Origin of the sequence: Streptomonospora sp. PA3 (genome assembly GCF_009728995.1) — a bacterium.
Lineage (GTDB): Bacteria > Actinomycetota > Actinomycetes > Streptosporangiales > Streptosporangiaceae > Streptomonospora.
This window is the reverse complement of the sequence record NZ_VTZW01000019.1, coordinates 659,187-675,794: the sequence shown is the minus strand read 5'-3', so window position 1 is coordinate 675,794 and position 16,608 is coordinate 659,187. Positions and strand designations below refer to the sequence as shown.

Annotated in this window: 14 protein-coding genes; 9 read left to right on the top strand and 5 right to left on the bottom strand. The window is 75.6% G+C overall.

Annotated features, from left to right (window positions below; translation table 11 throughout):
* Position 1: 1 nt before the first annotated feature.
* The 6 genes from hutH (at position 2) to FZ103_RS22195 (ending at position 8,952) form a co-directional block, all read left to right on the top strand.
* Positions 2-1,549: a histidine ammonia-lyase gene (gene hutH / locus FZ103_RS22215; RefSeq protein ID WP_156003733.1), complete on the top strand. Its 1,548-nt coding sequence runs from the start codon at positions 2-4 to the stop codon at positions 1,547-1,549.
* 24 nt (positions 1,550-1,573) lie between these two features.
* Complete coding sequence (gene hutU, locus FZ103_RS22210; protein ID WP_156003908.1) at positions 1,574-3,244, top strand: urocanate hydratase; 1,671 nt, start codon at positions 1,574-1,576, stop codon at positions 3,242-3,244.
* Positions 3,245-3,325: 81 nt separating this feature from the next.
* Complete coding sequence (locus FZ103_RS22205; protein ID WP_156003732.1) at positions 3,326-4,594, top strand: allantoate amidohydrolase; 1,269 nt, start codon at positions 3,326-3,328, stop codon at positions 4,592-4,594.
* Between the two features lie 302 nt (positions 4,595-4,896).
* Positions 4,897-6,372 carry a formimidoylglutamate deiminase gene (locus tag FZ103_RS24995; protein ID WP_186356670.1) on the top strand — a complete coding sequence of 492 codons (1,476 nt, stop codon included), beginning with the start codon at positions 4,897-4,899 and terminating at the stop codon, positions 6,370-6,372.
* A gap of 96 nt (positions 6,373-6,468) precedes the next feature.
* Positions 6,469-7,698 (top strand): imidazolonepropionase, encoded by a 1,230-nt coding sequence (gene hutI, locus FZ103_RS24990; protein ID WP_186356669.1) that lies wholly within the window; start codon positions 6,469-6,471, stop codon positions 7,696-7,698.
* Positions 7,699-7,860: 162 nt separating this feature from the next.
* Positions 7,861-8,952: a GNAT family N-acetyltransferase gene (locus FZ103_RS22195; RefSeq protein ID WP_156003731.1), complete on the top strand. Its 1,092-nt coding sequence runs from the start codon at positions 7,861-7,863 to the stop codon at positions 8,950-8,952.
* Between the two features lie 268 nt (positions 8,953-9,220).
* Here FZ103_RS22195 and FZ103_RS22190 read toward each other — a convergent pair whose 3' ends face one another.
* From FZ103_RS22190 to FZ103_RS22170, 5 genes are all read right to left on the bottom strand, one after another.
* Positions 9,221-9,502 carry a hypothetical protein gene (locus tag FZ103_RS22190; RefSeq protein WP_186356668.1) on the bottom strand — a complete coding sequence of 94 codons (282 nt, stop codon included), beginning with the start codon at positions 9,500-9,502 and terminating at the stop codon, positions 9,221-9,223.
* A gap of 110 nt (positions 9,503-9,612) precedes the next feature.
* On the bottom strand, positions 9,613-9,897 hold the full coding sequence (locus FZ103_RS22185; RefSeq protein ID WP_343233653.1) for a type II toxin-antitoxin system RelE/ParE family toxin: 285 nt from the start codon (positions 9,895-9,897) through the stop codon (positions 9,613-9,615).
* Entirely contained in the window at positions 9,894-10,190 is a 297-nt protein-coding gene (locus FZ103_RS22180) for an antitoxin of toxin-antitoxin stability system (protein WP_156003730.1), read from the bottom strand. Before FZ103_RS22180 ends, FZ103_RS22185 begins: the two co-directional genes overlap by 4 nt.
* A 68-nt stretch (positions 10,191-10,258) precedes the next feature.
* Positions 10,259-11,467, bottom strand: coding sequence for a hypothetical protein (locus FZ103_RS22175; protein WP_156003729.1), 1,209 nt, complete (start codon positions 11,465-11,467; stop codon positions 10,259-10,261).
* 210 nt (positions 11,468-11,677) lie between these two features.
* Positions 11,678-11,944, bottom strand: coding sequence for a hypothetical protein (locus FZ103_RS22170; protein ID WP_156003728.1), 267 nt, complete (start codon positions 11,942-11,944; stop codon positions 11,678-11,680).
* Between the two features lie 222 nt (positions 11,945-12,166).
* Here FZ103_RS22170 and FZ103_RS22165 point away from each other — a divergent pair, with 222 nt between their 5' ends.
* The 3 genes from FZ103_RS22165 (at position 12,167) to FZ103_RS22155 (ending at position 16,605) form a co-directional block, all read left to right on the top strand.
* Positions 12,167-13,090 (top strand): CRISPR system precrRNA processing endoribonuclease RAMP protein Cas6, encoded by a 924-nt coding sequence (locus tag FZ103_RS22165; RefSeq protein ID WP_156003727.1) that lies wholly within the window; start codon positions 12,167-12,169, stop codon positions 13,088-13,090.
* Positions 13,091-13,170: 80 nt separating this feature from the next.
* Positions 13,171-13,503, top strand: a complete 333-nt coding sequence (locus FZ103_RS22160; RefSeq protein WP_156003726.1) for a hypothetical protein — start codon at positions 13,171-13,173, stop codon at positions 13,501-13,503.
* A gap of 813 nt (positions 13,504-14,316) precedes the next feature.
* Positions 14,317-16,605 (top strand): CRISPR-associated protein, encoded by a 2,289-nt coding sequence (locus tag FZ103_RS22155; RefSeq protein WP_156003725.1) that lies wholly within the window; start codon positions 14,317-14,319, stop codon positions 16,603-16,605.
* Positions 16,606-16,608: the final 3 nt, after the last annotated feature.

Here is a 16,608-nt window from a genome sequence, read left to right as displayed (position 1 = left end):
AATGGAGGTCATGCCAACCTCGATCGACATCGGCCCCGCCGGGCTCGCCCCCGAGGACGTCGTGGCCGTGGCGCGCCGCGGCGCGGCGGTGCGCCTCACCGGCGCCGCGCGCGCCGCGCTGGGTGCCGGGCGCAAACGCGTCGACGTCCTGGCCGCCGACTCCGCACCCGCCTACGGGGTCAGCACCGGGTTCGGCGCCCTGGCCACCCGGCACATCGCCCCCGACCTGCGCTCCCGGCTGCAGGCCGGCCTGATCCGCTCCCACGCCGCCGGCACCGGGGCCGAAGTCGAGCGCGAGGTCGTGCGCGCGCTGATGCTGCTGCGGCTGCGGACCATGGCCGGCGGCGGCACCGGCGTCCGCGTCGAGACGGCCGAGGCCCTGGCCGGACTGCTCAACGCCGGGATCACCCCCGTCGTGCACGAGTACGGCAGCCTGGGCTGCTCGGGCGACCTCGCCCCGCTGTCCCACGTGGCGCTGGCGCTGATGGGCGAGGGCACCGTGCGCGACGCCGGCGGCGAAGCCCGCGAGGCCGCCGAGGCGCTGCGCGAGGCGGGACTGCGTCCGCTCGAACTCGCCGCCAAGGAAGGGCTCGCGCTGATCAACGGCACCGACGGCATGCTCGGCATGCTGCTGCTCGCCTGCGCCGACCTGGCCGGGCTGGTGCGGGTCGCCGACATCACCGCCGCCATGAGCGTCGAGGCGCTGCTGGGCACCGACCGGGTCTTCGCCGCCGAGCTGCAGGAGCTCCGCCCCCACCCGGGCCAGGCGGCGGCCGCCGCCAACATGCGCGCGCTGCTGGCCGGCTCGGCCATCGTCGCCTCCCACCGGGGTCCCGACTGCACCCGGGTGCAGGACGCGTACTCGCTGCGCTGCGCGCCCCAGGTCGCCGGCGCCGCGCGCGACACGCTCGCCCACGCCGAGGCCGTCGCCCGGCGGGAACTGGCCGCCGTCATCGACAACCCGGTGGTGCTGGAGGACGGCCGGGTCGAGTCCAACGGCAACTTCCACGGCGCCCCCGTAGGCTACGTGCTGGACTTCCTGGCCATCGCGGCGGCCGACCTGGCCTCCATCGCCGAGCGGCGCACCGACCGCATGCTCGACGTCGCCCGCTCCCACGGCCTGCCCGCCTTCCTCGCCGACGACCCCGGCGTCGACTCCGGCCACATGATCGCCCAGTACACCCAGGCGGCGCTCGTCTCCGAGCTCAAGCGGCTGGCCGCGCCCGCCAGTGTCGACTCCATCCCCAGTTCCGCCATGCAGGAGGACCACGTATCGATGGGCTGGGCGGCCGCACGCAAGCTGCGCCGGTCCGTCGAAGCGCTGACCAGCGTGCTGGCGGTAGAGCTGGTCACCGCCGCCCGGGCGCTGGACCTGCGGGCGCCGCTGGAGCCCGCGCCAGCCACCGCGGCCGTGCGCGACGCCGTGCGCACCCGGGTGCCGGGCCCGGGACCCGACCGCCACCTGGCGCCCGAGATCGCCGCCGCGGCCGGCCTCATCGCCGACGGCACGGTGCTCGCCGCCGCCGACGCCGTCACCCCGCTCGCCTGACCGGTCAGGAGGACCGCGATGACCATGGGAACCGGCCCCGCCCCGCGGACCGTGCGCGCCCCGCGCGGCTCGGCCCGCTCCGCCAAGGGCTGGCCGCAGGAGGCCGCCCTGCGCATGCTGCACAACAACCTCGACCCCGAGGTCGCCGAGCACCCGGAGCAGCTGGTGGTCTACGGCGGCACCGGCCGGGCCGCCCGCGACTGGGCCAGCTTCGAGCGCATCACCGCGGTGCTGCGCGACCTGGGCGACGACGAGACCCTGCTGGTGCAGTCCGGTCGTCCCGTGGGGGTGCTGCCCACCCACGAGTGGGCGCCGCGCGTCCTCATCGCCAACGCCAACCTCGTCGGGGACTGGGCGGACTGGGCGGAGTTCCGCCGCCTGGAGGCCCTGGGCCTGACCATGTACGGGCAGATGACCGCCGGGTCCTGGATCTACATCGGCACCCAGGGCATCCTGCAGGGCACCTACGAGACCTTCGGCGCGGTGGCCGCCAAACGCTTCGGCGGCAGCCTGGCCGGCACCCTCACGCTCACCGCCGGCCTCGGCGGCATGGGCGGGGCCCAGCCGCTGGCGGTGACGATGAACGGCGGGGCTGCGCTGGTGGTCGAGTGCGACGCCACCCGCATCGAGCGCCGCCTCGCCCAGGGCTACCTGGACGTCCGCGCCGACGGCCTCGACGACGCGCTGCGCCGGGCCGAGCGGGCCCGCAGCGAGCGGCGCGCGGTCTCCATCGGCGTGCTCGGCAACGCCGCCGACGCGGTGCCCGAGCTGCTGCGCCGCGGCGCACCCGCAGACGTCGTCACCGACCAGACCTCCGCCCACGATCCGCTGGCCTACCTGCCGAGCGGGGTCGACTTCGCCGACTGGCGCGACTACGCCGCCCGCGCCCCCGAGGAGTTCACCCGCCGCGCGCGGGAGTCCATGGCCGCCCACGTCGCGGCGATGGTCGGCTTCGCCGACGCCGGGGCCGAGGTGTTCGACTACGGCAACTCCCTCCGCGGCGAGGCCCGCACCGCCGGCTACGCCCGCGCCTTCGACTTCCCCGGGTTCGTGCCCGCCTACATCCGCCCGCTGTTCTGCGAGGGCAAGGGCCCGTTCCGATGGGCCGCGCTCTCCGGAGACCCCGCCGACATCGCCCGCACCGACCGGGCCGTGCTGGAGCTGTTCCCCGACAACGACCACCTGGCCCGCTGGATCCGCATGGCCGGCGAGCGGGTCGCCTTCCAGGGCCTTCCGGCGCGGATCTGCTGGCTGGGCCAGGGCGAGCGCGCCGCGGCCGGGCTGCGCTTCAACGAGCTGGTGGCGGCCGGGGAGATCAGCGCACCGCTGGCCATCGGCCGCGACCACCTGGACACCGGCTCGGTCGCCTCGCCGTACCGGGAGACGGAGTCCATGGCCGACGGCTCCGACGCCATCGCCGACTGGCCGCTGCTCAACGCCCTGGTCAACACCGCATCAGGCGCCTCGTGGGTGTCGATCCACCACGGCGGCGGCGTCGGCATCGGCCGCTCCATCCACGCCGGGCAGGTCAGCGTCGCCGACGGCTCGCCGCTCGCGGCGCGCAAGCTGCAGCGGGTACTGGCCAACGATCCCGCCACCGGAGTGATCCGCCACGCCGACGCCGGGTATGGCCGTGCTGAATCCGTCGCGCGCGAGCACGGCATCCGCCTGCCCATGCGCGAAGGCCGGGAGTAGGCCGGTGCAGGCGGGCGGCCGGACGGGGCCGGCGCCGTGCCGCGAGATCGGTGAAGACGAGGGCAGGCGAGGAGCGGACGCATGAGCGGCGACTTCGAACAACTGTGGGCCGAACTCGCCCCGCTGGGGCGCAACCGCACCACCGGCGGCTACCGCAGGTTCTCCTGGGGACCGGCCGACACCCAGGTGCGCTCCTGGTTCCGCTCGGCGGCGAGCGCCCGCGGACTCGAGGTCGAAACCGACGGCAACGGCAACCTGTGGGCCTGTTGGGGCGCCCCCGGGAGCGTCGAAGCGCCCCGCGCACCCGCCGATAAGGCAGCAGCAGTAGTAACCGGTTCGCATCTGGACTCCGTCCCCGACGGCGGGGCCTACGACGGGCCCCTCGGCGTGGTGGGGGCGCTGGCCGCCGTCGACGAGCTGCGCCGGCGGGGCCTGCGGCCGCGGCGCCCCCTGGCCGTCGCGGTGTTCGTCGAGGAGGAGGGCGCCCGCTTCGGCGTGCCCTGCCTGGGCAGCCGGCTGCTGACCGGTGCGATGACACCCGAGCGGGCCGGGCGGCTCACCGACGCCGACGGCGTCTCCTGGGCGCAGGCGATGGAACGGGCCGGGCTCGACCCCGAGCGCATGGGGCCCGACCGCGAGCTGCTGGGCCGCATCGGCGCGTTCGTGGAACTGCACATCGAGCAGGGGCGGGCGCTCGCCCACACCGGCGATGCCGTCGGCGTGGCCTCGGCGGTGTGGCCGCACGGGCGGTGGCGGCTGGACTTCTCCGGGCAGGCCGACCACGCCGGCACCACCCGGCTCGCCGACCGCAGCGACCCCATGCTGCCCTTCGCCGAGGCCGTGCGGGCGGCGCGCCGGGCCGCCGAGGAGCACGGCGCCCTGGCGACCGTGGGCAAGGTGCGGGTCTCGCCCAACGGCACCAACGCCGTGCCCTCGCGGGTGCGCGCCTGGCTGGACGCGCGCGCGGCCGAGGAGGCGGCCCTGCACGCGGTCGTGGAGGGGGTCGACGCGGCGGCGCGCAGCAGCGCCGCCGAGCACGGCGTCACCGTCACCGCGTTCCTGGAGTCCAAGTCGCCGCTCGTGGAGTTCGACCACCGGCTGCGCGACCGCGTCGCCGCCCGCGTGGGCGGCGAGGGCGGGGCCGTACCGGTGCTGGCCACCGGCGCCGGCCACGACGCGGGGGTGCTGGCCACGGCCGTGCCCACGGCGATGCTGTTCGTGCGCAACCCCACCGGTATCTCGCATGCACCGGAGGAGTCGGCCACGGCCGCCGACTGCCGCGCCGGGGTCGCGGCGCTGGCCGACGTGCTGGCCGACCTGACCGATGCCGGACCGGCGGAGGAGGACTGAGCGGTGCGGCGATGCGCGGACAAGGGTGAGCGGCTCGGCGACCCGCGGAGCCGGGCGATGATCGAATGCCAGTGGGCCGAACCCGCCCGGTGCCGGAGGAGGAGCCGTGACGGCATCGGGCAGGGCAGCAGCAGCGAAGGGCGGCACGGCCGAGCGGCAGCGGCCCCGGCGGGACCGGTGCGAATGGGCGCTGCCGGGCCCGGAGCGGAGGGCGGGCTGCGGCCTCCGGGTGAGGGCGGGTTCGTCGCGGCCGTGGGCCGCGCGTACCGCTATGGCGCGCCGGCCGGAGCCGAGTCGGCCGGATGGCGCCGAGGCGGGACTCGGCCGGTGGGGGAGGTGAAGCCGTGACGGGTGCCGGGGCCTCGCGGCGGGGGAGTGGGGGCACTTCGCCGGCCCGTGAGCGCGCCGACCGCTACTGGTGCGAGTGGGCGCTGCTGGACGCCGGCGCGGGCCCCGCGGCGGAGCCCGGCGTGCTCGTCGAGGTCTCCGGCGGCCTGATCACCTCGGTCGCCCGCGGCACCCGCCCGCCCGACGGCGCCGAGCGGCTGCGCGGGCTGACCGTCGCCGGGTTCGCCGACGCGCACTCCCACGCCTTCCACCGCGCGCTGCGCGGGCGCACCGGGGAGGACGGCGGCAGCTTCTGGACCTGGCGCGAGCGGATGTACGAGGTCGCCGGACGGCTCGACCCCGACTCCTACCACCGCCTGGCGCGCGGCGTCTACGCCGAGATGGCGCTGGCCGGGATCACCTGCGTGGGCGAGTTCCACTACCTGCACCACGCCCCCGCAGGCACGCCCTACAGCGACCCCAACGCCATGGGCCGCGCACTGATCGCGGCCGCGGCCGAGGCCGGCATCCGCATCACCCTGCTCGACACCTGCTACCTCGCCGGCGGCCTGGGGACCGACGGTGCGTACGCGCCGCTGGAGGGCATCCAGGTCCGCTTCGGCGACGGCGGCGCCGAGGCCTGGGCCGAGCGCGCCGCCGCCCTGCGCGCCGCGGGCGCACACGCCCGCGTGGGCGCCGCGGCGCACTCGGTGCGCGCCGTCCCGCCCGCCGACCTCGCCCGCATCGCGCGGACGGCGAGGGAGGCCGGGTGGGCGGCCGCGCACATCCACCTCTCCGAGCAGCCCGCCGAGAACGCCGCCTGCCTGGCGGCCCACGGCTGCACACCCGCCCAGCTCCTCGACCGCACCGGCTTCCTCGCCGCGCTGCGCCCCACTCTCGTGCACGCCACCCACCTCACCTCCGACGACGCCGCTCTCGTCCGCGGAACCGGGGCCGGGGTGTGCCTGTGCCCCACCACCGAGCGCGACCTCGCCGACGGCCTGCCCGAGCTGGACCGGCTGGCGGGCGCTCCGCTGTCGCTGGGCAGCGACGGCCACTCCACCGTCGACATGTTCGAGGAGGCCCGCTCCGCCGAGGCCCACGAGCGGCTGCGCACCGGCCGCCGCGGCACCCTGCCCGCCCACCGCCTGCTGGAGGCGGTGCACACCGGCGGGCACGCCGCGCTCGGCTGGGCGGCCGCCGGCGATCCGCCCGCCGGGCGCATCGCCCCCGGCGCCCGCGCCGACCTGGTCAGCCTCGCCGTCGACGGCGTCCGGATGGCCGGCTTCGACCCCCGCCGCGCCGCTGACGCTCTGGTGTGGGCCGCGACCGCGGCCGACGTCCGCCACGTGATGGCCGGCGGCCGGTGGATCGTGCGCGACGGCGTGCACGCGCTCATCCCCGACGCCGCGGCCCGGCTCGACGCCGCCATCAGGGAGGTCGCCCCGTGAGCCCGCCCGGTCGGCGTCGCCGCGCCGGCGCCCCCGCAACCGTCCGCAGCCGCCACCGAAGGGAGGACGCGGCGCCCTCCGCGTGCCGCGACGCCGATGAACACCCCGGACCACCCCGCCGTCCCGGCGGTCTCCTCCGTCCTGATCGACGGCATAGGCAGCCTCGTCACCAACGAACCCGCGCTGGGCGCCGGCGAACTCGGCGAGGTGGCCGACGCCGCCCTGGTCGTCGAGGACGGCCGGGTGTCCTGGTGCGGCCCCCGCACCCGGGCCCCCGCCGCGGACGTGCGCGTGGACGCCGCCGGGCGGTGCGTCATCCCCGGGTTCGTCGACAGCCACTCCCACATCGTCTTCGCCGGCGACCGCAGCCGGGAGTTCGGCGACCGCATGGCCGGGCGGCCCTACGAGGCCGGCGGAATCCGCACCACGGTCGCCGCCACCCGCGCCGCCTCCGAACGCGAGCTGCTGGGCGGCGCCACCGGGCTGCTGCGCGAGGCCCGCGCCCAGGGCACCACCACCGTGGAGATCAAATCCGGCTACGGCCTCAGCGTCGCCGACGAGGAGCGCGCGCTGCGCGTGGCCGCGCGGCTGAGCGACGAGACCACCTTCCTGGGCGCGCACGTCGTCCCGCCCGAGTACGACGGCGATCCCGACGGCTACCTCGACCTGGTCACCGGCCCGATGCTGGATGCCTGCGCCCCGCACGCCCGCTGGATCGACGTGTTCTGCGAACGCGGCGCCTTCGACGAGCCGCAGGCGCGGCGGGTCCTGGATGCCGGACGGCGGCGCGGACTGCTGCCCCGCGTGCACGGCAACCAGCTCGGCCACGGCCCCGGCGTGCGCCTGGCCGTGGAGCAGGGCGCGGCGTCGGTGGACCACTGCACCTACCTCGCGGCCGAGGACGTCGCGGCCCTGGCCGACTCCGCGGCGGGGGAGGGGCCGGCCACGGTGGCCACGCTGCTGCCCGGAGTCGACTTCTCCACCCGCCGGCCCTATCCCGACGCGCGCGCACTCCTCGACGCCGGGGCGCAGGTCGCCCTGGCCAGCGACTGCAACCCCGGCTCGTGTTTCACCTCCAGCATGGCGCTGTGCATCGCACTGGCGGTGCGGGAGATGCACATGACTCCGGAGGAGGCGGTGCGGGCGGCCACCGCCGGCGGCGCCGCCGCGCTGCGCCGGGACGACGTGGGCCGCCTCACCGCGGGCGCCCGCGCGGACATGGTCCTGCTTGAGGCGCCCAACCCCGTCTACCTCGCCTACCGGCCCGGAGTACCGCAGGTCGCGGCGGTGTGGAAGGACGGCGAACTCGTCGCCGGCCGCCCCTGACCCGCCCCGGGCGGGCACCGCTCCGCGGACCGGCGGCGAGGTGTCACCGGAACTTACCGCGCCGTAGCACGCCGGAAACAGCGGCATTCCACCCTGGAAGGGACAAGGCGCACCACCGCGGCGGAACGGCACGGTGGCCGCCGACCCGGCAGAGGGGGACGCATGGCCCTGTGGCGTATCCGCACCGTCGTCGAGGACCGCCCCGGCCAACTGGCCGGCGTGGTCGAGGCCGTGGCCGCCCGGGGTGGCAACATCGTCGGCCTCTCCATCCATGCGGACCCGGCGGGAGTGGTGGACGAGTTCGTCGTCGACGTGCCGGGGGAGCACCACACCCTGCTGCGGGAGGTCGCCGAGCGCAGCGTGACCGACGCCGTCGACGCGGTCCCCGCCCAGCCCCGCGAGGTCGGCGACGACGTCACCAAGGCGCTGCTGCTGACCGCGCGCCTGCGCAGTGCGCCCAACCGGCTGCCCGAGGTGCTCGGCGAGCTGCTGATGGCCGAGGACGCCCGGTGGACCAACCTCACCCGCCCGGCGGCGGAGTTCCCCGAGGAGCCCGAGACCACCCTGGTGGTGGCGGTCGGCCCGCTGCGCGGCGTCCGGCTGCGCCGGCCCGACCGGCCCTTCACCTGGACCGAGTCCGCGCGCGCCGACGCCCTGGTGCGCTCGGTCCTGCCGCCCATCGGGCCGGCGCCCACCGACGGCGCCGTCTCCACCCACCGCGGCATCGAGATCGAGGTGCGCCAGGCCGGGGCGGCCGACGCCGACGCCATCGGGCGGATACACGCACGCTGCTCCGCCGAGACGATCCGCGGCCGCTATCAGTCGGGTATGCGGCGGCTGCCGCCGAGCATGCTCGACCTGTTCTGCGACGCCGAGCGGGGGCTGACCCTGCTCGCGCGCCCGAGCGCGGGCGGCGAGCCGATCGCACTGGCCCACCTGATGTTCACCCTCGACCCGGGCGTGGGCGAGATCGCCTTCCTGGTCGAGGACTCCTGGCAGCGGCAGGGTGTGGGCACCGCCCTGACCCGCGCGCTGATCGCCGTCGCCGCCGACTGGGGCCTGGCCGAGGTCCGCGCCGAGACCGTGGCCGGCAACCGCGGGATGCAGCGCATCATGCGCCGTGTGGGGGCGACGATCGGCCCGCCGCGCGACGGCGTCGTGCAGGCCCGGCTCCCGGTCGCCGGAGCGGTGGCGGCCCGCAGAGAGGGGCGGCTGGCCGGCCTGATGACCCAACCGGGCGCCGCGGGGATGTGACCCACAAGCCTTCCTGAAAAGCGGCGGGGGAGGCCGGTGAAATGGGGCACCGGCCTCCCCCGCTCGAATCCGTCCCGCCGCGGGGGCGGGATGCGGGCGACGGCGCAGCGCTCTCCTGCGCCGCTCGGCCCGGGCCGCTTGAGCCGCCCGAGCGGCCGTTCCCCCGGCAGCCCCGAGGGGCTGGGCGAGGCCGGCCGCCGGGACGCGCGCCACCGCACCGGCGGCCGGCCGCCGCGACAGGGCGCCGGCCGCGCGCGGCGGAGCGCGATCAGGAGTCGGCGGAGTCGTCCGAGGAGGAGGACGAGTCGGCGCCGGAGGAGTCGGCGCCGGCCTTGGCGTCGGCCTTCTTGGCGCGGCGCTTCTTCACCGGGCGGGAGTAGTCGACCAGCGGCTCGTAGTGGGTCTCGTGCTCCTTCTTGCACTCGTCGCAGGCATCGACCTCGCGGACGGTCCCCTCCCAGGCGAACTGGATGACGTCAGTCGCCTCGACCTTCTCCTCGCGGAGAGCGTGCGGATCGCAGTACTTGCGCGTGAAGACCTCGGTGACCACGGCGGTGCGTCCCTTCGGTAGTGGGTCTGCCTGTACGTACTCGTCGGCAAATCATACACGTGTACGAAGGGGGTGGTCCGAGGTTGGCGGCCGACGCGGGGTTTGCGGTCCTAGTCGAGATCGCGGTAGACGTCACTGCGGTGAGCGATCCGCAGCGCGACAACGACGACTTCACCGTCATCGATACTGTACAGAATCCGGTAGTCGCCCACCCGAATGCGCCAGAGGTCCTCCTCGCCCTTCAGTTTGCGGCAGCCATCCGGCCGAGGATCGTCGCCCAGTTTTCTAAGGGCGCCGCGGACGCGCCGCGAAGTCGTGTTATCCAGCTTGCGTAGTTCTTTGCTGGCTCGGACGCCCAAGATGACCTGGTAGTGCGGCCTGGGGTTAGGCGTCACGGTTCGAGTTCCCTGTCCATCTCATCCAGCGTGATGGTTTCTTCGCGTCCTGCGCGGATGTCATCAAGCCGTGCACGGGCGATGCGCGCATCGTGCGCGTCCAGCAGCGTCTCGTAGTCTTCGACAAAGGATGCCGGAACGATGGCGGCGGCGCGTTCGTGCTTGCGCCCCCGGGTTACGTAGGTGATCTCGTTGCCGTAGGCGGCCCTGTTGACTCTTTCGGAGAAGTGGTCCCGAGCCTGTGCGACGGAGAGTTCCTCGTGCTGACTGTTCGTGGTTGGCTGAACGCTCATGGTCAGATGGTATGCCATTTTGGCGAAGGTGGCGAGATTAGGAGCGTGCGCGGGATCGGCGGGCCGGGTCACTCCACTGTCGCGACCAGGTCGACCAGGGTCTCCAGCAGGTCGGCGCGGGCCTCGTCGTCGTGGACCGCGCCGGCCCAGGCGGCGGGGATGGCCGCGGCCTCGGCGCGCAGGTGGGTGTCGAGGAAGCGGTCCAGGGCCGCGACCGGGTCGGTGGCGTAGTAGACCGGGTGCTCGCGCGCCTGGCTGACCAGTCTCCAGGCGGTGCGGCGCAGCCAGTCCCGCTCCGGCTCGGGCAGCTCCTCGGCGCGGGGGCGCGCGGGCGGCTCCGGGACGGAAGAGGCTGCGGCGGCGTCGGCGACCGGGCGGTAGGGGGCGCTGCGGGCGCGCCCGCGCGCCCGCTCCAGCAGCTCGAAGTGCTCGGGCAGGCGGTCGGCGAGCCGGCGCAGGACCTCGGTGAGGACGCGCGCGAGGTCCTCGGCCCCCATCCCGCGCAGCGCCTCGGCCAGACCCACCCTGCGCAGTTCGTCGGTGGTGCGGGCGCGCGCCGGGTCCACCCCTTCGGCCAGTTCGTGCAGTTTGCGCAGCACGTACTCGGCGGTGGGCACCGACACCAGCGGGCGCTCCCGGCACACAGCCACCGCGCGCCCCGCGCGGTCGGCCACCGGCACCGCCCCCGACTCGCGGGTGAACCCGTGGTCGCCGGGCAGGGCGGCGTCGGCGGGTTCGTCGGGCTGCTCGTCGGGCAGGTCCACCGCCGGGTGGCCGAAGCCCGCGGCCAGCACCAGGGCGGCCAGGGCCTCCTGCTCGACGACGCCGGGCGCCACCCACTCGGCAACCGCCCGCTGGCGCGCCCAGCGCCGGGGCCGCTCGGAGAAGGCGCAGCGCAGCGTGCGCCCCGACCACTGCGGGAAGACCAGCCGCAGCCGCGAGAAGGCGCGGTCGGTCTCGGCGTCGCGCAGGGCGAAGACCAGGCGGCGCACCGTTGCGGGGGCGGGCTCGCCCGCCCCCAGCGCGGCGTGCACCTCGCCCATCCGCGCAGTGATCCGGGAGCCGGCGGATGCGCCGTGGCTCGGACAGGGGCAGTGCTCGCTCAGCAGCGTCAGGGCCGAGTCGAACTGCGCGGCGTGGCGATCGCAGCTCTGCAGGGTGTGCGAGGCGTCCCGCCGGCGCGCGGGCTCGCACCGGCCGCAGCCGAAGGCGCGGGTGATCGCGTGCAGAAACGCGGTCGAACCGAAAAGGTCCGTGAACAGGCAGCGCGTGCTCAAGATCCTTCTTCTCCCCGTGGGCACGGGGCTGAGGCTCTTCCCCAGCTCCTCCGGGAAAGTGCATAGAAGAAGGACGGCTGCGCCCGACGACACACCCACGTCGGCTGGCGCTGCAAGCGCCGCCCTGGCGACGCGCGTGGTCGACTACGAAAGTAGGACGCGCGCACGCCCGGAGTCAAGGCGGGGCAAAGGCTCCGGAGGCCGCGGGCCTCAGCGCTGGGGGCGGCGGCGGTAGCGCTCGACCAGCTCGGCGAGGTGGGCGGCCAGCTCCTCGGGGGTGACCTCCGGTACCGGCGGAGGCTGGGACCGCTCCGGCCCGGCGCCGTCCTCGCGCGCCCCCTCGGGCTCGGGCACCCCCTCCAGGTCGGGGTCGAGGTCCGCCAATCGGAAGTGCACGTAGGCGTCCAGCCAGTCGTGGGGGCGCGGACGCGGTGCTCCGCGGTTCTGCGGGTCGGTGTGGTCGTCTGCGGCGCTCATGCGCGGGCGGCTCCATCCTGATCACTCGACTGCGTCGTGCCGCGGCCCGGGGGTGCCGACACCTCTCGGACGGCCGCCGCCCGGCCCGCCGCGGCCCGCGGTTCCGGGCGAGGACGGCGCCGGGGCGCGGCATCCGTGCTGTCCGAGAGCTATGGGTGCTCGGGCCTGATCCAAAGGCGCCCATGACGGCCGAGGCAGCTCGGCGACGAAGGGGGAGTGACGATGCCGCGACGCTGGACGCTGGTGCTGCGCGACCACGCCGACGCCGCCCGGCCCGTGCGCGCCGTCGACTGCCATGGACTGCTGAACTCCTGGTGGCCCCAGCCCGACGACGAGCACGGCGCGGCCAAGAAGTGGGCGATGAACGGGTGGCCCCAGCCGCTGGCCGACCGGCTGTGGGTGTGGTCGCTGACCTGGCTGGAGGACCGCCCGCCCGAGACCGATCCCGCCGACCTCGTCGGGCGCGTGCAGCGGGTGGGCGACCACCTGCTGGAACCGCTGTCGGTCACCGAAGTGCACACCCGCGACTACGCCGCCGTCCTGACCGAACCCCGGCGGGCCGCCCGTTCGGCCGCGCTGCACACCCTCAGCCCCGTGGTGTCCTTGGCGCGCAACTACGACGGCGAGGACAGCTTCCAGGCCTGGCCGGGGCCGCGGCTGCTGTTCGGCGTCGTGCACCGCACCGCCTCCGGCCGCCTCAGCGGCAGCGGAGCATTGGGCGCGGTGGCGCGCTTCGCCCCCCGCGAGCTGGCCGAGCCGTGGCTGCGCCGCATCGACGAGGTCACCGATCGCCTGCGCCGCCTGCCCGAGGACTCCGCACCGATCCGGGCCGCCGAGCACGCGGGGCCGGCCGGGCGCACCGTGCTCGGATGGGAGGGCGGTCTGCGGCTGGCGCTTCCCCGCGGGAGCGACGGCCGCCTGCTGGCCGACTTCGGCGCGCTGCTGGAACTCGTCGAGCTGACCGGAGTGGGCAAATACACCGCGCAGGGGTTCGGTGCGCTGCGCGTGGACACGCTCACCACCGGCGAAGACGCGGCAGCCGGTCGGCGACGGCACTCCGCCCGAGACCGCCGGCGGCCCCGGTCTCCGCGTCCGGTGCACGCGGAAGTTCAGGAACAGGGATTTGACGGGTTGCTGTTCGACTGACCCGCTGCCGCGTGCGGCGATCGCGCAGCATGCTGGGTCTGCTCGGTGCGCTCGGCCGGCTCGGGATGTGAGAGGGAAGAATGCGTGTTCCGCTGGTCAACCTGACACCGCATGAGGTGACGATCTTCGATTCCGACGACCGTGTCGTCGTCCGCTGCCCGGCGGCGTCCAAACCGGTGCGCGTGGCCGTCGACCGCTGCGAGATCGGCCGTATCGGGGGGATCCCGGTGTTCTCCGAGGACTACGGCCGGGCCCTGCTGCCCGCTCCGGCGCTGGGCGTGTGGTACATCGTCTCCTCCACCGTCGCACTCGCCCATCCCGAGCGCACCGACCTGCTCGTGCCCACCGATCTGGTGCGCTCCTCCGACGGCACCATCGTGGGCTGCAAGGCGCTCGGCCGCCGAAACGGCTGAGGGGACCGGGCGCCGGCGGCGCGAAACGGGGGAGCGCAGCAGGCGGTCCCGGTCCCGGGACGCGGTGCGCCCTGGGACCGGGAGCGCCCGTGCGGTGCGGCGCGCGGGCGCGTGCCCGGCGCCTGGCCAGCCATTCCGTCTGCCGGGATCGGGCTGGCGCGGGTCTTCGCAGGCGAGCCAGGTGTTGGTTGTCAGGGCCGGGGTCAAGGGCCTGGCCGGGTGTACCCGTGCCGGGGCCGGTGCCGGTCCCATTCCGTCTGCCGGGGAGGAGTCGGCCCTGGGGAGCGTCCGTCAACAACTGGCGTTGTTATCCCGTCAACCGGGGGTCGGACGACGAAGAAGCAGCCAGGGCCGTTCTCTGCGCGGTCTGTCCCGTCCGCCGGGAGGTCCTTCCCTGATCGACGCGAGAGACGTGCGGCGGTTGGTGCTATCCCGTCTGCCGGGATCGGGGCCGGAACCGGGCGCGGCCGCCGGCTCCCCGGCCCGGAGCGACCGGGGCGGGGTGGGAAGTACCGGGTGCGGCCGGGGCGCGGATCCCTGCCTGTCGTCGATGTCTCACCGCTCCTCCTTCCGGCCGCCGAAGCGGCGGAGGCTCCTGCGGGCCGTTCGCTCGCACCGGGGCGGGTGCGGGCCTAGCGTGGTGGTTCGGGTGGATTAGAGGGGCTGAGTCATGGTTCGTATGGGCGATCACCTCCGACACAGCACCTCTCTCGGACACAGGGGTGAAGAGAGTGGTTTCTGGGTGATCGCGGAAGTCGGGGACGACAGCGCCGCAGCCTTGCGGAGCGGTGCATGACAGGGTGAAAGGGACTCATGGGACGGAGTGCGGATCTCGATCCCGTCGGCGCCGGCGCGGACGCCGCCCCGGCGACGCTGGTCGTGCTGGCCGGTACCAGCCCCACCCCGGCTCTGCTGGCCGCGCTGACCTTCGCCCCGCGCCGACTGGTCCTCGTGCACAGCAGCGACACCGCCCGGCGCGCGGCCCGGATCGCCGCCGCGGCCCGCCGGCTGTGCCCGGCCATCGAGGTCGCCCGCAGATTCGACGTGGGCGAGGACGTGTTCGACTTCCGCGCGGTCGCCGAGCGCTTCGCGGCCCTCTCCGCCGACCTGCGGGAACCCTGGCGGCTGTGCTACACCGGCGGAAGCAAGGTGATGAGCGCCCACGCCGTGCTGCTGCACACCGAGCGCTTCCCCCGCCGGCACCGCTGGCGCAGCTACCTCGACGCCACCTCCGAGACGCTGCGCTTCACCGACGGCTCCCGCCACCAGGCCGGTATCGACAGCAGCGCCCTCACCGCCGCCGAGCTGGCCGGCCTGCACGGCGTGGAGCTGCGCCCGGGCGACCGGACCGCCGCCCAGGAGGCCTGGCTGCGCGGTGAGGACCGGCAGACCCCGCTCACCAGCGGCGAGATGGCCGAGGCGCGGGTGCTCGCGCTCTTCCGCCGCCGCCTGGACCACGTGCCCGGCGCCGAGGTGCTGGGCAACCGCGTCATGCCGGATCCGCGCAACCCCCGCGACTCCATCGGCGACTTCGACCTCATCGTGCGCTACCGCCACCGCGTGCTGTGCGTCGAGGTCAAACGCGACCCCTCGCACATCCCCGACGCTGCCGGCTGGACCCTCACCAAGGCCCAGCGCGCGTTCGGCGGGGCCGCCCGGGTGCTGTTCGTGCACGACGGCGCCAAAGGCGACTGCTCCATCGAGCAGATCGCCGCCTACGACCCCGAACTCAGCGGCGCCCCGCTGCACGTGCGCAGTCTGGAGGAGCTCGCCCGCGATTTCGGCACCGCCGAGCGGATGATCGCGAGCTTCTTCCCCGCCGCGCCCCCGCCCCGGCGGCCCGTTGCCGCGGCCGCCCCCGCCGCGCCGGACCCGGCCGGCGCGCCCGCCGCCGACCGGAACCGCACCCGCGCCGCGGCCGGGAGCGATCCCGCCGCCTGCCCCGCCGCGGGCCGGGGCGGCGGCGCCGCCCCGCTGCTGCTGATGGGCCTGGGCGGCAACCGGCTGCCCGTCCTCGCCGTCGCCCGCGCCTGCCTGCCCCGGCGCGCCGTCATGCTGTTCACCCGGCAGAGCGAGAAGGAGCTGGCCGCACTCGACTCCGGGGTGCGCCGCATGCTGCTGGCCGCCGAGGAGCCCGAGGAGTTCCAGCGCCTCAACCGGCGCCGGCTGGCCTCTCGGCTGCGCCGGGGCGGCTACCCCGACCGGGTGAAGTTCGCCGAGGCCGCGGTGGACGCGGCCGACGTCGCCGACGTCGCGGCCCGCGCCCGCGCCAAGATCGACCAGTACCGCGCGCCGGACACCCCCGTGGTCGCCGACATCACCACCGGAACCAAGGCCATGAGCACCGGCCTCGCCTTGGCGGCCCACGAGCGCGGCGGCTGCCTGACCTACGTCTCCCCCCTCACCCGGCGCGTCTCCTGCCGCACCCACGGGCCGGTGGGCCGCCACCCGCCCGCCGCCGTCGAATGGCGCCACCTGCTGCGCGGCTACCGCTTCCTCGCCGGCAGCCTCAGCGAGGCGATCGACCCGGGCATCGCCGCCCGCCAGGTCGACGCGCCCCTCATCGACGCCGCCGCCGAGCAGGTGCGCGAGCTGGCCGGCACCGCCGAGATCGCCGCCTGGGTCGACGAGACCGCCGTCGCCGGCGCGCCGGCGCTGCCGCAGTACTCCGTGCCCCAGCGCCCCACCCTCATCCTCACCGCGGCCGACCGCGCCCTCGCCCTGAGCGCCCCCCGCCGCACGCGGCTGCGCTACTTCACCTCCGGCGACCTGCACGTGGAGCAGGACACCGGCGCCGGGGGATGGGCCCACGACGTGTTCGCGGCCGCGGCGCTGCTCAACGTGCGCTGCGGCACCGCCGGGCTCACCCTCGCCCTGCACCGCCCCGGCGACGGCGGCCCCGGTCGCGCCCTGGAGCTGATCGACTGGTTCTCCTGGTGGCGGGCAGACGCGGGCGCACCCGCCGCCGCCGATTCCGCGCCGCCCGCCGAGAAGATCACCGGCCACGAGGACACCCGGCGTCCGAGAGTGGTATCCGCCGAGCCGCGGACGCCGGAGTTCCGCGCGGCCCTGCACGCCCACCTGTCCGCCCTCAGACTCTGACCC

Excerpts from the sequence above, each read along its gene's own strand:
- hutI (WP_186356669.1), top strand. The coding sequence starts at position 6,469 with ATGAACACCCCGGACCACCCCGCCGTCCCGGCGGTCTCCTCCGTCCTG.
- FZ103_RS22160 (WP_156003726.1), top strand. The coding sequence starts at position 13,171 with ATGCGTGTTCCGCTGGTCAACCTGACACCGCATGAGGTGACGATCTTC.
- FZ103_RS22195 (WP_156003731.1), top strand. The coding sequence starts at position 7,861 with ATGGCCCTGTGGCGTATCCGCACCGTCGTCGAGGACCGCCCCGGCCAA.
- FZ103_RS22155 (WP_156003725.1), top strand. The coding sequence starts at position 14,317 with ATGGGACGGAGTGCGGATCTCGATCCCGTCGGCGCCGGCGCGGACGCC.
- FZ103_RS22180 (WP_156003730.1), bottom strand. The coding sequence starts at position 10,190 with ATGAGCGTTCAGCCAACCACGAACAGTCAGCACGAGGAACTCTCCGTC.
- hutH (WP_156003733.1), top strand. The coding sequence starts at position 2 with ATGGAGGTCATGCCAACCTCGATCGACATCGGCCCCGCCGGGCTCGCC.
- FZ103_RS24995 (WP_186356670.1), top strand. The coding sequence starts at position 4,897 with ATGGCGCCGAGGCGGGACTCGGCCGGTGGGGGAGGTGAAGCCGTGACG.
- FZ103_RS22170 (WP_156003728.1), bottom strand. The coding sequence starts at position 11,944 with ATGAGCGCCGCAGACGACCACACCGACCCGCAGAACCGCGGAGCACCG.
- hutU (WP_156003908.1), top strand. The coding sequence starts at position 1,574 with ATGGGAACCGGCCCCGCCCCGCGGACCGTGCGCGCCCCGCGCGGCTCG.
- FZ103_RS22205 (WP_156003732.1), top strand. The coding sequence starts at position 3,326 with ATGAGCGGCGACTTCGAACAACTGTGGGCCGAACTCGCCCCGCTGGGG.
- FZ103_RS22165 (WP_156003727.1), top strand. The coding sequence starts at position 12,167 with ATGCCGCGACGCTGGACGCTGGTGCTGCGCGACCACGCCGACGCCGCC.